Origin of the sequence: Oceanicola sp. 22II-s10i (assembly GCF_002210105.1) — a bacterium.
Taxonomy (GTDB): Bacteria; Pseudomonadota; Alphaproteobacteria; order Rhodobacterales; family Rhodobacteraceae; genus Pseudooceanicola.
On the sequence record NZ_AQQU01000007.1, the window covers coordinates 230,489 to 248,463 of the forward strand.

At 67.3% G+C, this 17,975-nt stretch carries 15 protein-coding genes; 6 read left to right on the forward strand and 9 right to left on the reverse strand.

Annotation, left to right across the window (positions count from 1 at the left end):
• Positions 1 to 54 precede the first annotated feature (54 nt).
• Entirely contained in the window at positions 55 to 594 is a 540-nt protein-coding gene (locus ATO6_RS17975) for a CHAP domain-containing protein (protein WP_088625410.1), read from the forward strand.
• Positions 595 to 603: 9 nt separating this feature from the next.
• Here ATO6_RS17975 and ATO6_RS17980 read toward each other — a convergent pair whose 3' ends face one another.
• The 3 genes from ATO6_RS17980 to ATO6_RS17990 form a co-directional block, all read right to left on the reverse strand.
• Positions 604 to 1,968: a cytochrome P450 gene (locus ATO6_RS17980; protein ID WP_088625411.1), complete on the reverse strand. Its 1,365-nt coding sequence runs from the start codon at positions 1,966 to 1,968 to the stop codon at positions 604 to 606.
• Between the two features lie 103 nt (positions 1,969 to 2,071).
• Positions 2,072 to 3,289 (reverse strand): hypothetical protein, encoded by a 1,218-nt coding sequence (locus ATO6_RS17985; RefSeq protein WP_088625412.1) that lies wholly within the window; start codon positions 3,287 to 3,289, stop codon positions 2,072 to 2,074.
• 64 nt (positions 3,290 to 3,353) lie between these two features.
• Entirely contained in the window at positions 3,354 to 4,103 is a 750-nt protein-coding gene (locus ATO6_RS17990) for a cytochrome c biogenesis CcdA family protein (RefSeq protein WP_088625413.1), read from the reverse strand.
• 199 nt (positions 4,104 to 4,302) lie between these two features.
• Between ATO6_RS17990 and ATO6_RS17995 the strand changes: the two genes are divergently transcribed.
• Positions 4,303 to 4,524, forward strand: a complete 222-nt coding sequence (locus tag ATO6_RS17995) for a sulfurtransferase TusA family protein (RefSeq protein ID WP_088625414.1) — start codon at positions 4,303 to 4,305, stop codon at positions 4,522 to 4,524.
• 66 nt (positions 4,525 to 4,590) lie between these two features.
• On the opposite strand, the gene ATO6_RS18000 is transcribed toward ATO6_RS17995, so the two are convergent.
• The 5 genes from ATO6_RS18000 to ATO6_RS18020 all read right to left on the reverse strand — a co-directional run bounded on the left by ATO6_RS18000 (position 4,591) and on the right by ATO6_RS18020 (position 11,233).
• Positions 4,591 to 7,380, reverse strand: a complete 2,790-nt coding sequence (locus tag ATO6_RS18000; RefSeq protein ID WP_088625415.1) for a ribonuclease E/G — start codon at positions 7,378 to 7,380, stop codon at positions 4,591 to 4,593.
• A 498-nt stretch (positions 7,381 to 7,878) separates the two neighbouring features.
• Complete coding sequence (locus tag ATO6_RS18005; protein ID WP_088625416.1) at positions 7,879 to 9,018, reverse strand: thiolase; 1,140 nt, start codon at positions 9,016 to 9,018, stop codon at positions 7,879 to 7,881.
• A 2-nt stretch (positions 9,019 to 9,020) separates the two neighbouring features.
• Positions 9,021 to 9,428, reverse strand: coding sequence for a Zn-ribbon domain-containing OB-fold protein (locus tag ATO6_RS18010; protein WP_088625417.1), 408 nt, complete (start codon positions 9,426 to 9,428; stop codon positions 9,021 to 9,023).
• 15 nt (positions 9,429 to 9,443) lie between these two features.
• Positions 9,444 to 10,307, reverse strand: coding sequence for a MaoC/PaaZ C-terminal domain-containing protein (locus tag ATO6_RS18015; RefSeq protein WP_088625418.1), 864 nt, complete (start codon positions 10,305 to 10,307; stop codon positions 9,444 to 9,446).
• Positions 10,307 to 11,233 (reverse strand): SDR family NAD(P)-dependent oxidoreductase, encoded by a 927-nt coding sequence (locus tag ATO6_RS18020; RefSeq protein ID WP_088625419.1) that lies wholly within the window; start codon positions 11,231 to 11,233, stop codon positions 10,307 to 10,309. The genes ATO6_RS18015 and ATO6_RS18020 overlap by 1 nt, the downstream gene beginning before the upstream one ends.
• Positions 11,234 to 11,372: 139 nt before the next feature.
• Between ATO6_RS18020 and ATO6_RS18025 the strand changes: the two genes are divergently transcribed.
• From ATO6_RS18025 to ATO6_RS18040, 4 genes are read left to right on the forward strand one after another with little or no spacing between them, the layout of a single operon-like run.
• Positions 11,373 to 12,092: a GntR family transcriptional regulator gene (locus ATO6_RS18025; protein ID WP_088625420.1), complete on the forward strand. Its 720-nt coding sequence runs from the start codon at positions 11,373 to 11,375 to the stop codon at positions 12,090 to 12,092.
• Positions 12,093 to 12,121: 29 nt separating this feature from the next.
• On the forward strand, positions 12,122 to 13,711 hold the full coding sequence (locus ATO6_RS18030; RefSeq protein ID WP_088625421.1) for an acyl-CoA synthetase: 1,590 nt from the start codon (positions 12,122 to 12,124) through the stop codon (positions 13,709 to 13,711).
• On the forward strand, positions 13,708 to 14,817 hold the full coding sequence (locus tag ATO6_RS18035) for an acyl-CoA dehydrogenase family protein (RefSeq protein ID WP_088625422.1): 1,110 nt from the start codon (positions 13,708 to 13,710) through the stop codon (positions 14,815 to 14,817). The genes ATO6_RS18030 and ATO6_RS18035 overlap by 4 nt, the downstream gene beginning before the upstream one ends.
• A gap of 12 nt (positions 14,818 to 14,829) precedes the next feature.
• Entirely contained in the window at positions 14,830 to 16,062 is a 1,233-nt protein-coding gene (locus ATO6_RS18040) for an acyl-CoA dehydrogenase family protein (protein WP_088625423.1), read from the forward strand.
• A 7-nt stretch (positions 16,063 to 16,069) separates the two neighbouring features.
• Here the strand turns inward: ATO6_RS18040 and ATO6_RS18045 are convergent, their stop codons facing one another.
• Complete coding sequence (locus tag ATO6_RS18045) at positions 16,070 to 17,938, reverse strand: cation:proton antiporter (protein WP_088625424.1); 1,869 nt, start codon at positions 17,936 to 17,938, stop codon at positions 16,070 to 16,072.
• Positions 17,939 to 17,975 lie beyond the last annotated feature (37 nt).

The window sequence follows — 17,975 nt, forward strand, 5'->3', positions numbered from 1 at the left end:
ATCTTTTCCGGCCTCGAGGCAGTGAGGCCATAAGAAAAGAAGACCGAGGGACCTATGAGCTTGACCCGCGTATCGACCGCGACGTTGAAGAAGCTTTGCCTGCTTGGCAGCCTTATCCTGACCACCGCAGCATGCGCCCCGCGCCATGACAGCGCCGGGCTCGACCCCGAACGGGTGTCGCGCGCCGTGCAGACCGCGACGGACCTGCGCGAATCCGGCTACAAGGTCTGGTGCGTGCCCTTCGCCCGTGACGCCAGCGGCATCGACATCCGCGGCAATGCCAACACCTGGTGGTCGCAGGCCTCCAGCAAGGGCTACGACCGCGGACAGGAACCCAAGGTCGGCTCCGTGATGGCCTTCAGCTCGACCGGCAGCCTGCCGCGCGGCCATGTCGCCGTGGTCTCCAAGCTCATCTCCGAGCGCGAGATCCTCGTCGATCACGCCAACTGGGCGCCCAGCCAGGTGTCGCTGGGCATGTATGTGCGCGACGTGTCCGACCGCAACGACTGGTCCGCCGTGCGGCTGGAAAGCCAGCCCAATGCACTCGGCAGCGTCTATCCGATCCAGGGCTTCATCAGCACGCGGGGGCGCTGATCCACCGGATCAGTCCCTCGGCTCCAGCTGCAGCCAGATCCCGTCCTTCGACCGCACCGTCAGATGCGCCACCGGGACGGGCACGCGGCCTTCGACCGGATGCACCCGGAACCGCCGCAGCACCTCTGAAAGGATCAGCGGCCCCTCGACCATCGCGAAGCCGGCACCGGTGCAGACACGCGGCCCCGCCGAGAACGGCATGTAGGCGTCGCGCAGACAGGCCCGTCCGTTCTCGGTCGCGAACCGGCCCGGATCGAAATCGTCCGGCCGCTCCCATATCCGCTCGTGCCGGTGCAGGTGCCACGGGCTGAGCACAACTTGCGATCCCTTCGCGACATCGCGATCGCGGAAATGCTCGGGACAGGCGGCCTCGCGCACCATCATCGGCACCGGCGGATAGAGCCGCAGCGCCTCGCGGAAGACGTCGCGGCTGACCCGGAGCTTGCCCATCACGCCAAAACCCTCGTCGTCGTCCAGCGCACGGGCCTCCTCGGCCACCTTCTCCTGCCAGTCCGGACAGGTCGCCATCAGGTAGAGTGTCCACGCGAGCGCCGAGGCGCTGGTCTCGTGCCCGGCCAGGAAGAAGATCGCGACCTGGTCGACCATCTCCTCGGTGCCGAAGCCCTCTCCCGTGACCGGGTCGCGCGTCGTCATGATCTTGGTCGCCAGATCGTCGGGCGCGCCGCCCGCCGCGATGGCCTCCGCCCGCTCGGCGGTCAGGCGGGTGATCAGGCCCCGTATCTTGCGCGCCGCCGCCTTGGTCTCGCGCCGGAAGAACCGCGGCATCCAGCGCGGCAGCGGGACGAAGGCGGCGAGGTTCACCACCGGCTGCGTCCGTTGATAGGTCCGGAACTCGTGGAAGACCGCGCTCGCGATCTCATGCTCGATGGGGATCGAGAACAGGGTGCGGAAGATCACGTCGGCCGCCGCGTGGCTCGTCTCCTCCTCGATCTCGATCGCACCGCCCGTCCGCGCCTCCAGCCGCCGGACGCAGGCCGCAGCCGCCGCCCGCATCGCCGGAAAGGTATCCTTCAACCGCCCGCCCTCGAAGGCCGGGTCGATGATCCGCCGCTGCCGTTTCCACGTCTCGCCATTGGTCAGGAAGACCGACTCGCCCAGCAGGGGGCGCAACCCCTCGCTGACACGCCCGCTCTTGGGGAAATCGTCGGGCCGTTCCTTCAGCACCAGTCGGACAAGCTCGGGCTGATTCACCATGTAGGACCGAAAGAACGGCGTCCGGAACTCCGCCATCCACGCGCGATAAAGCTTGGCCGGCTGCGCCGACAGCAGGTCCGCGCGGAACAGCCGGACGTAGCGCCTCAGCGACACCTTCTCGGGCCGGGCGGGCGGCTTGGGTGGGATCACCGGTTCCATCCTTCCTCTGGCCGAAAATATCCTCGGGGGGGCACGGCGCAGCCGTGCGGGGGCCAGACAGCCCCCCTCGCCGCCCGCCGCAGGCGCTGGTCCACAAGGTCGCTCACGCCGCGACGCTCGTATATTTCGACACCGCCGCCTCGATGCGCGACTTCGACGGCACCCGGCCCTCGTAGCGATCGGCGAGGGTCAGCGGCCCCGCCGTGATCCGGAAGTAGTCGTAATCCCCCGGCCGGTCGAAGGCGCAGAGATACTGGAAGTGCAGCCGGAAGAACCGCCAGCGCAGCTCCTTCCACCGCTCGGGGCTCAGCGTCTGGGTGAAGGCAGCCGAGACGACCAGCGGCCAGCGCTTGCCCTCGGGCGCGACGCCCGACACGGCGACCGGATCGCAGAGCGCGAAGGCGCAGCCGTCGCCCGGCGCGGTCACGTCGATCCACGTCAGCTCGGTCCGCTGCGACAGGTAGCGCAGGTCGGCCCTCAGCCGGTCCGCGCGCGGCAGGAACGACACCATCGGCACCACCTGTCCGAGGCTGAGGAACGACAGCACCGGCCCGTCCGCAGGCACCCGCCCCGCCCGGATCAGGTCGGCGAGGATCGAGACGGCCAGATGCGCGCCCGAGGAATGGCCGACGACCAGCACCTCGTCGCTCCCTTGCGCGAGCGCCTCGGCAATCGCATCGCCGAACTCCGCCATCCGCGCTTCGAGCGCGGGCGGATTGGCCCCGAGCGAGCGGGCAGAGAAGGAGTAGTCATGCATCAGGTAATAGGCGAAGAACTTGCCGTCCTTCCGGCGGAACCATTCCAGCAGCGCCGCCGCCAGCGCCAGTCCCGCCAGAGCCCCGATCCCGGCGCCCAGCCACCCCGGCCCCGGCACCAGCGCGCCGATACCCCACATCACCAGCCCCGCAAGGCCGAGCGCCAGCGCCAGCTGCACCAGCAGGAACAGCACCGGGTAAAGCGCCGCGATCACCGGCCCCTTGCGCAGCCGCATCAGCCGCCACAGCGCCCCGGTCCCGATATAGGCCCATGCGGTGCGCACCAGCGCGAGATAGGTCGCGGGGATCGAATGCCCCATGCTGTCGCGCACGATGTCGGACCAGATCAGGACCTCGACATCCACCTCGACCTCGGCCCCGTCCATCTTCGACGCCACGTGCCAGCCATAGGGCCCGCCGCCGGTCTTGGGCGACAGCGCGATTTCGTAGCCCGAGATCCCGGCCTGCGCGGCCCCTTCCTTGCGATAGAGTTCGCGGTAGCGGCGCGGATGGATCGGGTCGTAGCCGGGGATGTAGAACACCCGGCGGCGTGTCACTTGGGTCATTGTCGGGCCTGCTCTGCCTCCGTTTGCATGGAAGCTACCGCCATTTTCGGGCAAGTTTATGGCCTTAGCCGAGCGTGGCAAGCCCCGGAAACGTCTCCAGCAGCCAGTAGGAGAAGGCCGAGAAGCCGCCGGTCAGCATCAGCAGCCCGATGGTCCAGAGCAGCAGGCCCATGATCCGCTCGATCACCTCCATGTGCCGCTTCATCCAGCCCATGACACCGGTCAGGCGCGGCAGGAAGGCTGCGACCAGCAGGAACGGCACGCCGAGCCCCGCCGCATAGACCGCCAGCAGCAGCGTCCCGCGCGTCACGCTCGCCTCGCCCGCCGCCAGCGACAGGATCGCGCCGAGCTGCGGGCCGATGCAGGGCGTCCAGCCGAAGGCAAAGGCAAGGCCCAGCACATAGGCGCCAAAGGCCGACCCGCCCCGGTCGCCCGCATCCAGCCGCGCCTCGCGGTTCAGGAACCCGATGCGGATAATCCCGAGGAAATGCAGCCCGAACACCATCACCAGTATCCCGGCCCCGGTGTTGAAATAGCCCTGCCACTGCAAAAACGCCCGTCCCGCCGCGCTGGCGGCGAACCCGAGCAGCAGAAACACCGTCGACAGCCCCATCACGAAGAACAACGCAGGCACGACCGCAGCCGTCCGCCGCCCTTCGCGCCCGAGGTCGTTCATCGACACGCCGGACATATAGGCCAGGTAGGGCGGCACGATCGGCAGGACGCAGGGGCTGAGGAACGAGATCAGCCCCGCGACCAGCGCCACGATCATGGCGGGCAACAATCCCGCGTCGATGATGTCTATCCCGAACATGCCACCCGATTACCGCAGCCCCGCGCCCCCGTCACGCGCCGGATTGTCACAAGCGCGTGCCGATCCGGCTTCATCTGGCCCGACAAACTCCGGGGGACGACGGGCCGCAGGCCCGGCGGGGGGCTGGCCCCCTCCCCGCGTGCCACCTGCGACACCGCCCCACTGGACGCACTGCCGCCACGGGACTACACCGCGCGCCATGGACGACATCCTCGACGCCACCGGTCTGCTCTGCCCGCTGCCCGTGCTGAAGGCACGCAAGGCGCTTATGGCGCTGGCGCCGGGCGCGGTCCTGCGGATCCGCACCTCGGACCCGGTGGCGGTGATCGACCTGCCCCATTTCTGCACGGAATCGGGGCACGAACTGATCGCAGCGACCGACGAAGGCGCCACGCACCTTTTCACGATCCGCCGCGGCTGATCCCGGAACGAAAAACGCCGCGCCCTGACAGGCGCGGCGTCTCTCATTCCGTCACATGTTCCGGCCTCAGCCGCCGAGCGACCACCAGCCGCGTTTCTTCGGCTTGGACGACGCCTCGGTGTCCTGCGCCTCTCCGACCGGCTCGGGGACCTTCTCCTCGGCGATCTCGGGTTCCGCAGGCTGCTCCGCGACCGGCTCCGGTGCAACCTCCGGCTCCGGCTCCGGCGTCACCTCGGCCACGGGCTCGGGTGCGGTCTCGGCGACCGGTTCCGGCGCGGGTGCGGGTGCAGGCGCTTCCGGTTCGGCAGCGGCGGCAGGCTCTTCGGCCACGGGCGCGGCATCAGCCGGCGCGGCCTCCGCCTCGGGCTCAGCCTTTTCCGCAGTCTTCTTGGTCCGGGACCGCGTGGTCTTGGGCTTGGCGCCCTCGGTCGTCTTCGACCGGGTCGAGCGCGTCCGGGTCCGCTTGGGCTTTTCCTCGGCCGTGGCGTCCGGTTCGGCCTCTGCAGCCGCTTCTGCCGGGGCTTCGGCGGTTTCGGTCGCCTCGGCGGACGCTTCCGCCGCCACCGGGGCGGAGTCGGCTTCTGCCGTTAACGGCTCGGCTGCGGGTGCCTCCGTGGCTTCGGCGGCGACCGGTTCGGCCGTCACCTCGGTCTCGGAGGTCGCATCGTCCGATCCATCCTCATCGCCTTCACCGTCGCCATCGGCGTCGGATCCGTTCTGATCTGTGGCAGTGTCGCCCTCGCCATTGCCCGACTTCGACTTCCGCCGACGCCGGCGCCGACGCTTCTTCTTGGGCTTGCCTTCCTCGTCAGCCAAAGCAGAGGACGGCGCTTCCGAGGTGGTCGAGGTTTCCTGTTCCTCTTCCTCCTGCTCCTCGACGATATCCTCGATCTCTTCGTCCTCGAGATCCTCCATGAGGCTCGCATCCGCCGAGATCACCATCGGCACTTCCTTGACCACGCGGGTCGCGGTCTTGAACTTCTCCATCGAGAAGTCCGGGCTGACCAGATGCGGGTCGCCCTCGATCCGGACCGACAGGCCATAGCGGCCCTCGATGGTCGCGACATGCTCGCGCTTGAGGTTCATCAGGTAGTTGGCGATGCCCACGGGGCATTTCACCAGCACCTCGCGCGACCGGCGGCGGGTGCCTTCCTCCTCGATCTGGCGCAGGATGGTCAGCGCCATGTTGTCGTCGGAGCGGATCAGGCCGGTGCCGTGGCAGACGTGGCAGGGCTGGGTCGTCGCCTCGATCATGCCGGGGCGCAGGCGCTGGCGCGACATCTCCAGAAGGCCGAAGCCCGAGATGCGGCCGACCTGGATGCGCGCACGGTCGGTTTTCAACTTGTCCTTCAGACGCTTTTCGACCGCGTTGTTGTTCTTGCGCTCGTCCATGTCGATGAAGTCGATGACGATCAGACCGGCAAGGTCGCGCAGGCGCAGCTGGCGGGCGACCTCCTCGGCCGCCTCGAGGTTGGTCTTGAGCGCCGTTTCCTCGATCGAGCCTTCCTTGGTGGCCCGGCCGGAGTTCACGTCGATCGCCACCAGCGCCTCGGTCACGCCGATGACGATGTAGCCGCCGGATTTCAGCTGAACGGTCGGGTTGAACATCCCGCCGAGATAGCTTTCCACCTGGTAGCGCGCGAAGAGCGGCAGCTGGTCCTGGTAGTTCTTCACGTTCTTGGCGTGGGACGGCATGATCATCTTCATGAAGTCCTTGGCGTTGCGGTAACCGCGTTCGCCTTCCACCAGAACCTCGTCGATGTCGCGCGAATAGAGGTCGCGGATCGACCGTTTGATCAGGTCGCCTTCCTCGTAGATCTTCGCCGGTGCGATCGACTGGAGCGTCAGTTCGCGGATCTGTTCCCACATCCGCTGCAGGTATTCGTAGTCGCGCTTGATCTCGGACTTGGTGCGCTTGGCGCCCGCCGTCCGGACGATCAGCCCGGCCCCGCGCGGCACTTCAAGTTCGCCCGCGATCTCCTTGAGTTTCTTGCGATCCGCGGCGTTGGTGATCTTGCGCGAGATGCCGCCGCCACGGGCGGTATTGGGCATCAGGACGCAGTAGCGGCCAGCCAGCGACAGGTAGGTCGTGAGGGCGGCACCCTTGTTGCCACGCTCTTCCTTGACGACCTGCACCAGCATGATCTGGCGCACCTTGACCACTTCCTGGATCTTGTAGCGGCGCGGGCGCGGCTTGCGCGGGGGACGGATGTCCTCCTGGTCGTCTTCTTCGGCGACGCTTTCGATCTCGGAATCCTTGGCGGACGCGTCGGTCGCCTTGTCCTCGTCCTCGTCGTCGTGGTCATGATCGTCGTCGTGGCCGTGATCTTCGTCCGAGTCCGCCTCGGGCGTATCCGCCGGTTCCTCGACCGGGGTTTCGGCCACACGCTCCATCGGCGAGGAGGCTTCACCCTGCTCGTCGTCGAAGTCGATGGTTTCCATTCCGTCGATGTCGGTCACGTCACGCGTGGCGACCGCGTCATCGGACTCGGCGCTGGCAGGCTTGCTGCGCGAGCGCGAGGATTTCCGCTTTTCAGATTCCTCTTCGCGGGCCCGCATCGCGTCGGCGTAGGCGCGCTCTTCCTCCATCAGCGCTTCGCGGTCGGCGACGGGGATCTGGTAGTAATCCGGGTGGATTTCCGAGAAGGCGAGGAAGCCGTGCCGGTTCCCGCCGTAATCGACAAACGCCGCCTGAAGCGACGGTTCGACCCGTGTTACCTTTGCGAGGTAGATGTTGCCGGCGAGCTGCCGCTTGTTTTCGGACTCAAAGTCGAATTCCTCGACTTTGTTGCCGTCCACCACGACCACGCGGGTTTCTTCCGCGTGGGTGGCGTCGATGAGCATTTTCTTGGCCATGTTTTCCAATTGCACGCGCGAAAACGCCCCGTCCGGGTGGGGCGAGGCATCTGTCGGCGTGTCTGTCAGGGGCGATGGCGGCGACAAGGGGACCGGGGCCGATAGGACCCTGCGTTCCGCCTGCGACTATGTCCGCGCGCCTCATCGCGTTTCTTCTCCGGCGGCGGCCTCGTTCATCGGGCGCGTCACCTGTTCTTTGCCCGTTTCCGTCGTGACGGTGCGGGCGGTGTTGCGGCCCCCGTGGGGACCTTATCGGTCTGATCCGTCCAAGCTCCGCCCTAGGCGGGCCCCACTCAGCAGATCAGCGAAACTCTCGGCCGGCAGACGCATGGGTCTGCCCTGACCGTTCTAGGACCATATGTGCATTCAACGGGGAAACACAATCGCGAATTTTCCGATGTGACGCCTTCGCGCGCCCACGGGTTGCGATTGCCGCATCGACGGGCAGTTGCCGCCCGGATGGCGGCGGCCCGGAAAAAGCGCCGGGCCGCCGGGGTGTTAGGCTTCGTTGGTCATCACCACGGTGCCCGAGGCGCCGAACATGCCGCCCACGCCATGGCATACGGACAGCTTCGCGCCCTCAACCTGAGCGGGAGAGATGCCGCGCATCTGGCGCACGCTTTCCTGCAGGGCATACATGCCGTACATGCCCGAGTGCATGTAGGACAGCCCGCCGCCGTTGGTGTTCATCGGCAGCTTGCCGCCCGGACGGGTGTTGCCCTCGGCGATGAACGGGCCGGCCTCGCCGCGTCCGACAAAGCCCAGATCCTCAAGGCCATAGATCGGCAGATGCGCGAAGGCGTCGTAGATCATCAGGTGATCCACGTCGGCATGCGTGATGCCCGCCGTCTCGAACGCCTTCTTGCCCGACACGCGGAACGCGGCGGAGGAGGTCAGGTCCTTCATCTGGCTGACGACCGGCGTTTCCACCGACTCGCCCACGCCCCGGATGTAGACGGGCTTGGTCGGGAAATCCTTGGCCCGGTCGGCCCGCGTCAGGATCAGCGCGCCGCCCCCGTCCGTCACCAGACAGCACATCAGCTTGCGGAACGGATAGGCGATCATCTTGGAGTTCAGGACATCGTCCACCGTGATCGGATCGCGGAACGACGCACGCGGATGGTGCGAGGCCCATTCCCGCTGCACGACCGCGACCATCGCCAGATGTTCCTCGGTCAGCCCGGTGTCCTTCATCATCCGCATGACCGGCAGGGTGAACCGCGTCGGCGGGATCGACACGCCGAACGGCGCTTCGAACTGGGCGTCGAACTGCGAGGCGAACATCGGCCGCGACAGGAAGCCGGTACGGCTCCGCCCGCTTTCGCCGTGCGTGATGAGGACGGTGTTGCAATAGCCCGCCTCGAGCGCCGCAACGGCGTGGCGGACGTGCAGCATGTAGGAACAGCCCCCGACCGAGGTCCCGTCGACCCAGCTGGGCACGATCCCGAGGTAGTGGGCCAGCTCCTGCGGGGAGTGCCCGGCGGTGGCGACCCCGTCGATGTCCTTGATGCTCAGCCCGCAGTCGGCCAGCGCGTTCAGCGCGGCGTCGGCATGCAGCTGGATCTGGCCCATGTCGGGGATCTTGCCCAGATCGGTGGTTTCGGCGGCGCCGACGATGGCGCAGGAATTCGGCGTCATGGTCATGCCTCCTTGGCCGGACGGAACTGCGGCAGGGTGATGTCATCGGTCACCTTCTCGAACACCACCTCAAGCGGCATGTCGAGTTGCAGCGCCTCGGGCGTCTGGTCGCATTCGAGGATGTTGGACAGCAGGCGCGGCCCCTCCTCCAGCTGGACGATCGCCACCGCGAAGGGCGGTTTAAGCCCCGGCGCACCCAGTTCGTTGATGATGTAGCTGTGCAGCGTGCCCTTGCCCGAGGCCTTGAACACGCTCACATCCCGCGATCCGCATTCGGGGCAGAAGGGGCGCGGCGGGAAATAGGCCTGGCTGCACTTGTCGCAGCGCTGCAGGCGCAGCTCGCCCGCCTTCGCGCCCTCCCAGTAGTGCCGGGTTTCCGGCGTGGGGGTCGGCAGAACCCTGTCGGTCATCGCAATGCCTTTCTGTCACGCCACGCGGGCGTAGCCGTTGTTGAGGACCACCTTGTCGCGTTCCACCACCGTCGTGCGGAACGAGATGTCGGCGCCGTCCTTCCAGATCTCGGTCCGCAGAGTCTCGCCCGGAAAAACCGGAGAGGAAAAGCGCAGGTCGAGTTGTTTCAGCCTTGTGGGATCGCCGCCGCAGCAGGACCGGAGGATCGACCAGCCCGCGACGCCGTAGGAACACAGCCCGTGCAGGATCGGCGCGTGGAACCCGGCCTCGGTCGCGACCGAGGGCGAGGCGTGCAGCGGGTTCGGATCGCCGGAAAGCCGATAGATCAGAGCGGCTTGGGGCAATGTCCTGATCTCGTCCGTCATGTCTGCCGCGCGATCGGGCAGCGCATGCACCGGCTTGGTCGGCCCCGAGGGCCCGCCGAAGCCGCCATCCGCCCGCGCGAAGGTGGTCGAGGACGACGTGGCGATGTGCGTGCCGGTGGCCTTGTCGTGGATTTCCCGCGCGACGTAGATCAGCGCGCCCTTGCCCTCGCCCTTGTCGATGACCTCTTCGATCCGGGTCTGGCCGACGACCGTGCCCTCGGCGGGCATCGGGTTGTGCAGCGTCAGCCGCTGTTCCCCGTGCAGCACCTGCTGCCAGGTGACGCCGCTGTCCGGCTCGCGCACCCAGAATCCGGGACCGGCCATCACGACCGGCATGGTCGGCAGGGGGGCGAACCCCTCTGCCTCCTCGAAGGTGAACCGGACCTGATCGAGGTCGAGCGGATCCGCCCCCACCCCGATCCCGAGCGCGTAGAGGATCGTGTCCTTGGAGGTGTAGCTTTGCTCCACCTCCGGGAACGCCCGCGCGATCAGCTTGTCGTAGTCGATCGCCATCAGATGGGATCCCAGCTGAACACGTCCGAAGACCGGTCGAGCGGGTAGAAGCTGCCCTTCATCGCCGGCAGCGCGGTTTCGGCCACCGATTGCGGGGTCCAGCCGTCCGAGGTGTGGACGGCGCGGATCGGGCGGGACTGCGACATCAGGTAGATCTCGTTCATCCGCACGCCGAAGATCTGGCCGGTCACGTCCTTGGCGGCGTCGGAACACAGGGCGGTCGCCAGCGGCGCGATCTTGCCCGGCGTCATCTGCTTGATCTTCTCGACCCGCTTGGCCTGCGCCTCGTCATTGATCGGGATGGTGCCGATCAGGCGGCTCCATGCGAAGGGCGAGATGCAGTTGGAACGCACGTTGTAGCGGCTCATGTCCAGCGCGATGGACTTGGACAGGCCGACGATGCCGAGCTTGGCCGCGGCATAGTTCGCCTGACCGAAGTTACCGACGAGGCCTGAGGTCGAGGTGAAATGCACGAAGCAGCCCGATTCCTGTTCGCGGAAGATCGGCGCGGCGAAATGCGAGGTGTAGAAGGACCCGTGCAGGTGCACGTCGATGACCGCGTGCCAGTCCTCGATGCTGAGCTTGTGGAAGATCACGTCGCGCAGGATGCCCGCGTTGTTGATGACGCAGTCCAGACGCCCGAAGGTGTCGCGGGCCTGTTCAATCATGCCCTTGGCGTCGTTCTTGTTGGAGACGGAGCCGAAGTTCGCGGCCGCATCGCCGCCCGCCGCCTTGATCTCGCGCACGACGTCCGCGGCCGGGCCCTTGTCGTCCGAGCCATCCTCGCCGTCCGGGCTGCCGCCGTAGTCGTTGACCACGACCTTGGCGCCCTCGGCCGCCATCATCAGCGCCATGTCACGCCCGATCCCACGCCCCGCGCCGGTGACGATCACCACCTTGCCCGCCAGCATTCCCTCGTCAGCCATCTCTGTGTCCTCCTTTGGCTCAGGTCCCCCGGCGGCATTGCCAAGCGCGGAGGATTCGCGTTACACGTTATGTGTTATAACGGCAGACCTGCAAGAGAGTCCGGCGCATGTTTCCCTCCACCACCATCCGAGGCCAGAGATGAGCGCGCAGCGCAGCGCGCCCCTCGGCGACGGCGGGCCGGAGGGCTGGGCGCGGCCCATCGTCAAGGAAAGCCTTGCCGACATCGCCTGCCGGACGATCCGCACCGCGCTGATGGAGGGGCATCTGAAGCCGGGCGAGGTGATGCACCTGCGCCCGATGTCCGCCCGGTTCGGCATTTCCGTCACCCCCATGCGCGAGGCGCTGGTGCGGCTGGTGTCCGCCAACGCGCTGGCCATGGACGAGCGCGGCACCGTCGTCGTGCCCGAACTCACCCAGCCCGAACTGCGCGAGATATGGGAGATCCGGGCCGAGATGGAGGCGCGGGCCGCCGGGTTCGCCGCCGCCCGCGTCACCCCCGATGAGATCGCCCGCCTGCGCGCGCTGAACGACACGATCACGGCGGCGATCGCGGACAAGGACTTTGCCGGGGCCGTGCGCGGGAACACGCGGTTCCACCTGATGCTGTCGCAGCTTGCGGGCAAACCGGTCCTTGCCGAACTGATCGAAAGCCTGTGGATCCGCACCGGCCCGATCCTGTGGCACGCCTACGACCGTCAGGCCCCGCGCTGGACGCCCTCGCGGCACCTGCAGATCATCGAGGCGCTGGAAAACCGCGACAGCGCGATGGCCGCCGACAGCATCCGCAAGGAAATTCTGAAGGGGGCCGAGGGTTTCGTCCGCTTCGCCACGCCGGAGGAACCGCCGCCGGAGAGCTGACACCGCGCTGACGACAAGGGGAGGAGATCGTGAGCCAGACTGAATACAGGCACGTCGGATACTGGGCGGAACAGACGCCCGACCGGCCCGCCATCATCGACGCCGCGACCGGCGAGGTCGTGACCTTCGCCCAGTACGAGGCGCTGTCGAACCGCGTCGCGCAGCTGGTCCGCTCGCTCGGACTGAAACGGCACGACCACGTCGTGTTCATGTCCGAGAACCGGACGGAGTTCATGCCGTGGTTCTGGGGCTTCATCCGTGCCGGCCTGCGCGCCACGCCGATCCCGACGCACCTGTCCCGCGAAGAGATCGACTATATCCTGCGCGACTGCGACGCCTCGCTGTTCCTGACGACCGCCGCGATGGCACCGACCGCGACCCGCGTCGATCTGGGCGCGATCCGGCCCGAGGCGCGGTTGATGGCTGACGGCCCGGCGGAAGGTTTCGCCGATTTCGACGCGGCGCTTGCGGCGATGCCCGATACCCCGATCCCCGACCAGTCCGAAGGGATCGAGATGCTCTATTCCTCGGGCACCACCGGGCGGCCCAAGGGCGTGCGCAAGCCGATGCCGGATGTGGAATTCGGCACCTACACCCCTGCCCTGCAGAACGTCGCCGCGCGCTGGCGGTTCGGCCCGGACGTGGTCTATCTGCACCCCTCGCCGCTCTACCACGCCGCGCCGCTCGGTTTCGCCAACCGCGTCAACCGGCTGGGCGGCTGTATCGTGGTGATGAAGAAGTTCGACGCCGAGGCCTGCCTGGCCAATATCGAACGCTTCGGCGTCACGCATAGCCAGTGGGTGCCCACCCATTTCATCCGCCTGCTGCGCCTGCCGCCCGAGGTGCGGTCGAAATACGACCTGTCGACCCTCAGCATGGCGATCCACGCCGCCGCCCCCTGCCCCCATGACGTCAAGCGCGCCATGATCGACTGGTGGGGTCCGGTGATCGAGGAATATTACGCGGGCTCCGAAGGCAACGGACAGTGCAACCTGACCAGCGCCGAATGGCTGGAAAAGCCCGGCTCGGTCGGCAAGGCGCATATCGGCGTGCTGCACATCTGCGACGAGGATTTCAACGAGGTCCCCACGGGCGAGATCGGCACGATCTTCTTCGAGAGCCCCGCCACCTTCGAATACCACAACGATCCCGAAAAGACCGCCGGCGCGCGGCATCCCAAGGGTTGGACCACGCTGGGCGATGTCGGATATGTGGACGAGGACGGCTATCTGTTCCTGACGGACCGCAAGACCTTCATGATCATTTCGGGCGGGGTGAACATCTACCCGCAGGAGATCGAGGCCGTGCTGCTGACCCATCCGAAAATCGACGACGCCGCCGTCTTCGGCATCCCGAACGCGGATTTCGGCGAGGAGGTGAAGGCGGTCGTGGAACTCAAGCCCGGCGTAAACGCCGATGCCGCGATGTCGGAAGAGATCATCGCCTTCTGCCGCGAACACCTGAGCCACGTGAAATGCCCGCGCACGGTCGATTTCATCGACGAGATGCCGCGCGGGGACAATGGCAAGCTCTACAAGAAGATACTGCGCGAACCCTATTGGCGCGACCGGGGCAAGACCCTGGCCGAGGCCGTCACCGCGGGAGGAGGAACCGCATGAATTTTGAATTTTCCGACGAAACGCAGGAGATCGCGGGCCAGGGCCGCCGGTTCCTGGCGGGCAAGGACTGTCTGAAGACCGTCCGCGCCTCGCTGTCCGGCGGCGAGGGCTCGGACGCCGCCCTCTGGCGCGAGATGGCCGATCTGGGCTGGGCCGGTGCGGCAATCCCCGAGGAATACGGCGGGCACGGCATCGGCTACGAGGCGCTCTGCGCCATCGCCGAGGAACTGGGCCGCTCGCTGGCGCCGGTGCCCTTCGCCGCGACCAACCTCGCCGCCGAGGCGCTGCTGCGCACCGGGTCGGAAGAGCAGAAACAGGCGTGGCTGCCGAAGATCGCCGCCGGTGAGGCGACGGGCACGCTGGCGCTGAGCGAAGGCAACGGGCCGATCTCCGAGGACGCGGTGACGGTGCGCTATGCGGACGGCAAGCTGACCGGGACGAAATGGCCGGTCGCGCATGGCGCGACGGCGGATTTCGCGGTCGTCGTGGCGCGCGACCCGGACGGGCGCATCGTGCAGGTGCTGGCAGAACTGGGCGACGGCGTGACGCGCACGAAACTCGACAGCATCGACGCCTCGCGCCCGCAGGCACGGCTGGATTTCGACGGCGCACCCGCGGCTCTGCTGCAATCGAACGAGGATCCCTGGGACGCGACACTTTCGGTCATCGACCGGGCGGCGATCATCACCGCTTTTGAGGAGGTCGGCGGCGCGCAGGCCTGCCTCGACATGGCCGTCGACTACGCCAAGACCCGCTATGCCTTCGGTCGTCCCATCGGGTCGAACCAGGCGATCAAGCACAAGCTGGCGGATGTCTTCGTCGCACTCGAACTGGCGCGGTCCAATGCGATGATGGGGGCGCTCGGCCTGCTGTCCGGCGAACAGGACCTCTCGCTGGCCGCCGCCACCGCGCGGGTGTCCTCGATCCAGGCCTTCGTCACGGCATCGAGCGAGAACATCCAGACCCACGGCGGCATCGGCTTCACGTGGGAGGCGGATCCGCAGCTGTTCTATCGCCGCGCCAATGCGCTGGCCCTCGGCCTCGGCTCGCAGGATTTCTGGAAAGACCGGCTGATCTCGGCGCTCGAACGCCGTCACGCCGCGTAAGGGAGGATCGACATGGATCTCGAAGACACCAAGGAAGAAGCCGACTACCGCGCCAGCGTGCGTGCCTTCCTCGACGCCAACGCCGAACCCCGGTCGCGCTCTGCCGCGCCCGCGCGGTTCTACCAGGTGAACGAGGACCGGCTGAAGATCGCCAAGGCATGGCAGGCCAAGAAGGCCGCCGCCGGGTTCGCGGGCATCCGCTGGCCCACCGAATGGGGCGGTCAGGGCCTGTCGGCGATTCACGACGTCATCTACCAGCAGGAGGAAGGCAAATACGCCGTTCCCAAGGGCGTGTTCGAAATCGGGCTCGGCATGTGCATCCCGACGATGATGGCCTTCGCATCGAAGGAACAGCTTGAACGCTACACGGGCCCGGCGCTGCGGGGCGAGGAGATCTGGTGCCAGCTCTTCTCCGAACCACATGGCGGGTCGGACCTTGCCGGTCTGCGCACCCGCGCGGTGAAGGACGGCGACGACTGGGTTATCAACGGTCAGAAGATCTGGACCTCGGGCGCGCATCTGTCCGACTACGGCATCCTCGTCACCCGGACGGATCCCAACGTGCCCAAGCACAAGGGGCTGACGATGTTCTTCATCGACATGCACGCCCCCGGTGTCGAGGTGCGGCCGATCCACCAGATGTCCGGCGCCTCGCATTTCAACGAAGTGTTCTTTACCGACCTGCGCATCCCCGACGCCCAGCGTCTGGGTGAGGTGGGCGACGGCTGGAAGGTCGCGCTGACCACGCTGATGAACGAACGCCTCGCGGTCGGGGATGAGCCTCGGCCCGACATCGATGACCTGTTCGCCTTCGCGCAGAAGTTCGAGCGCAACGGCAAGCCCGCGATCAAGGACCCTGTCGTGCGCGACCGCATCGCGGACTGGTACGCGAAGTCCAAGGGGATCGAGGCGACCCGCTATCGCACCTTCACCCGTCTCAGCCGTGGCGCGACGCCGGGGCCGGAAGCGTCCATCGGGCGCGTCGTCAACGCGATGAAGCAGCAGGAGATGGCGCGCTTCGCGCTCGAGATGATGGGCGCGGGCGGCATGGTGTCGGATCCGTCCGTCTCGCAGAACGGCGGCGAGTTCCAGCTGTCGCTGCTGTCCTCGCCCGGCGCGCGGATCGCGGGCGGCACATCCGAGATCCTGCGCAACATCATCGCGGAGCGTGTCCTCGGCCTGCCCGGCGACGTGCGGGTGGACAAGGACATGGCGTTCAAGGACGTGCCCTCGGGCCGGGGCTGACCCCGGCCTAACCCGCCTTCTTGGTCTCGCTCTCGGCAAGACCCCTCTCGCGCTCGGTCACGATCTGCCGGGCGCGGTTCATGTAGGCAGTGTTCTGGCGCAGCGGGATCGTCGGATCCCAGAGCGGCGCGAGTTCCAGCAATGCCCGCTTGTCGTCGTCCACGAATTTGCCCGCCAGCGCCTCGGCCCGCGCGCGGTCGATGCCGAGCGCCTCGAAGGCCGACCGCCCTGCCCTCACCCCGCTGTCGAAGGTCTCGCGGATGATGTCGCGGCAGCCGGCGAAGTAGAGGTCGTAGACATGGGTCCGGTCGATGGCGCGGGCCAGCACGTGGACATGGGGATAGGTCCGGCAGACATAGCGGACCAGTTCGGTGATCTTCTCCTTGTCGTCGATGGCCACGACAAAAAGCTTCGCCTTCTCGATCCCCGCCGCCTTGAGCAGGTCCGGCCGGGTCGCATCGCCGTAGAACACCCGGAACCCGAAGTCCCGCAGCATGTCGAGCTGGGCGCTGGAGTGGTCCAGCACGGTTGTTCGATAGCCCGCATCGGTCAGCATCCGGTTCACGATCCCGCCCCAGCGACCGTGGCCCGCGATCAGGACGTCGTTGTGTTCCTCGATCAGGTCCGGCTCTCGCTGGTCGCCGGTGGCGAAACGCGGCGCAATGACCCGGTCGAACAGCACGAACAGACCCGGCGTCAGCAGCATCGACAGCGCCACCACCAGCGACAGCCGGTCGGCGAGGTCTGGAGCGAAGATGTGGCTCGACACGGCGAAGCTCAGCAGGACGAACCCGAATTCCCCGGCCTGCGCGAGGCCGAGCGCGAAAAGCCAGCGGTCGACGCCCCGGATCTTCATGACGATCGCGATCCCGAACAGGATCGCAGCCTTGAGCGCCATCAGCCCCAGCGTCGCGCCGAGGATCGGGGCGAGGTTGTCCAGCAGCAGCCCGAAATCCATCGCCGCGCCGACGGTGATGAAAAAAAGCCCGAGCAGCAGGCCCCGGAACGGGTCGATGTCGCTTTCCAGCTCGTGCCGGTATTCGCTGTTGGCCAGCATCATCCCGGCAAGGAACGTCCCGAGCGCGGGCGACAGGCCGACCAGCGACATGATCAGCGCGACGGCGACCACGAAGCACAGCGCGGTGGCGAGGAACAGCTCGCGCAGGCCCGCCATGGCGACGAAGCGGAACATCGGCCGGACGAGGTAGAGCCCCGCCGCCACAACGACCGCAAGTGCCCCCGCCGTGACCAGCGCGACCTGCCAGCCGGGCAGCCCTTCGACAAGGCTCAGCGACGCGCCGTGCCCCGCTTCGGCCGCGCCATGAGCGGCGTCGGTGGCGTGGGTGTCGACAGGGACGGCGCCGGAGATGGCCAGCAGCGGCAGCAGCGCGAGGATCGGGATGACGGCGATGTCCTGGAACAGCAGGACCGAGAACGAACCGCGCCCGCCCTCAGTCGAGTTCAGGCCCTTTTCGTTAAGCGTCTGCAGCACGATGGCGGTGGATGACATCGTCAGCACCAGCCCCGCCGCCACGGCGAGGCGCCAGTCGAAGCCCAGCAGGATCATCGCCCCTGCCACGGCCAGCGTCGTCAGGCCCAGTTGCAGCCCGCCCAGCCCCATCAGCCGCCGCCGCATCTGCCAGAGATGGCGCGGGGCCAGTTCGAGACCGACGAGGAACAGCATCATCACCACGCCGAATTCGGCGAAATGCTGGATGGCGACCACGTCCACCTGGAACCCGGCGAGGATCGGGCCGATCAGGATCCCCGCGATCAGGTAGCCCAGCACCGACCCCAGCCCCAGCCGTGCGGCGATCGGGACCGAGATGATGCCCGCGCAGAGGAATATGAACGCGAGCAGAAGCGTTTCGATCATGTCAGCCGTCCCGGACCCGAAGTTGCCGGGAAACGCT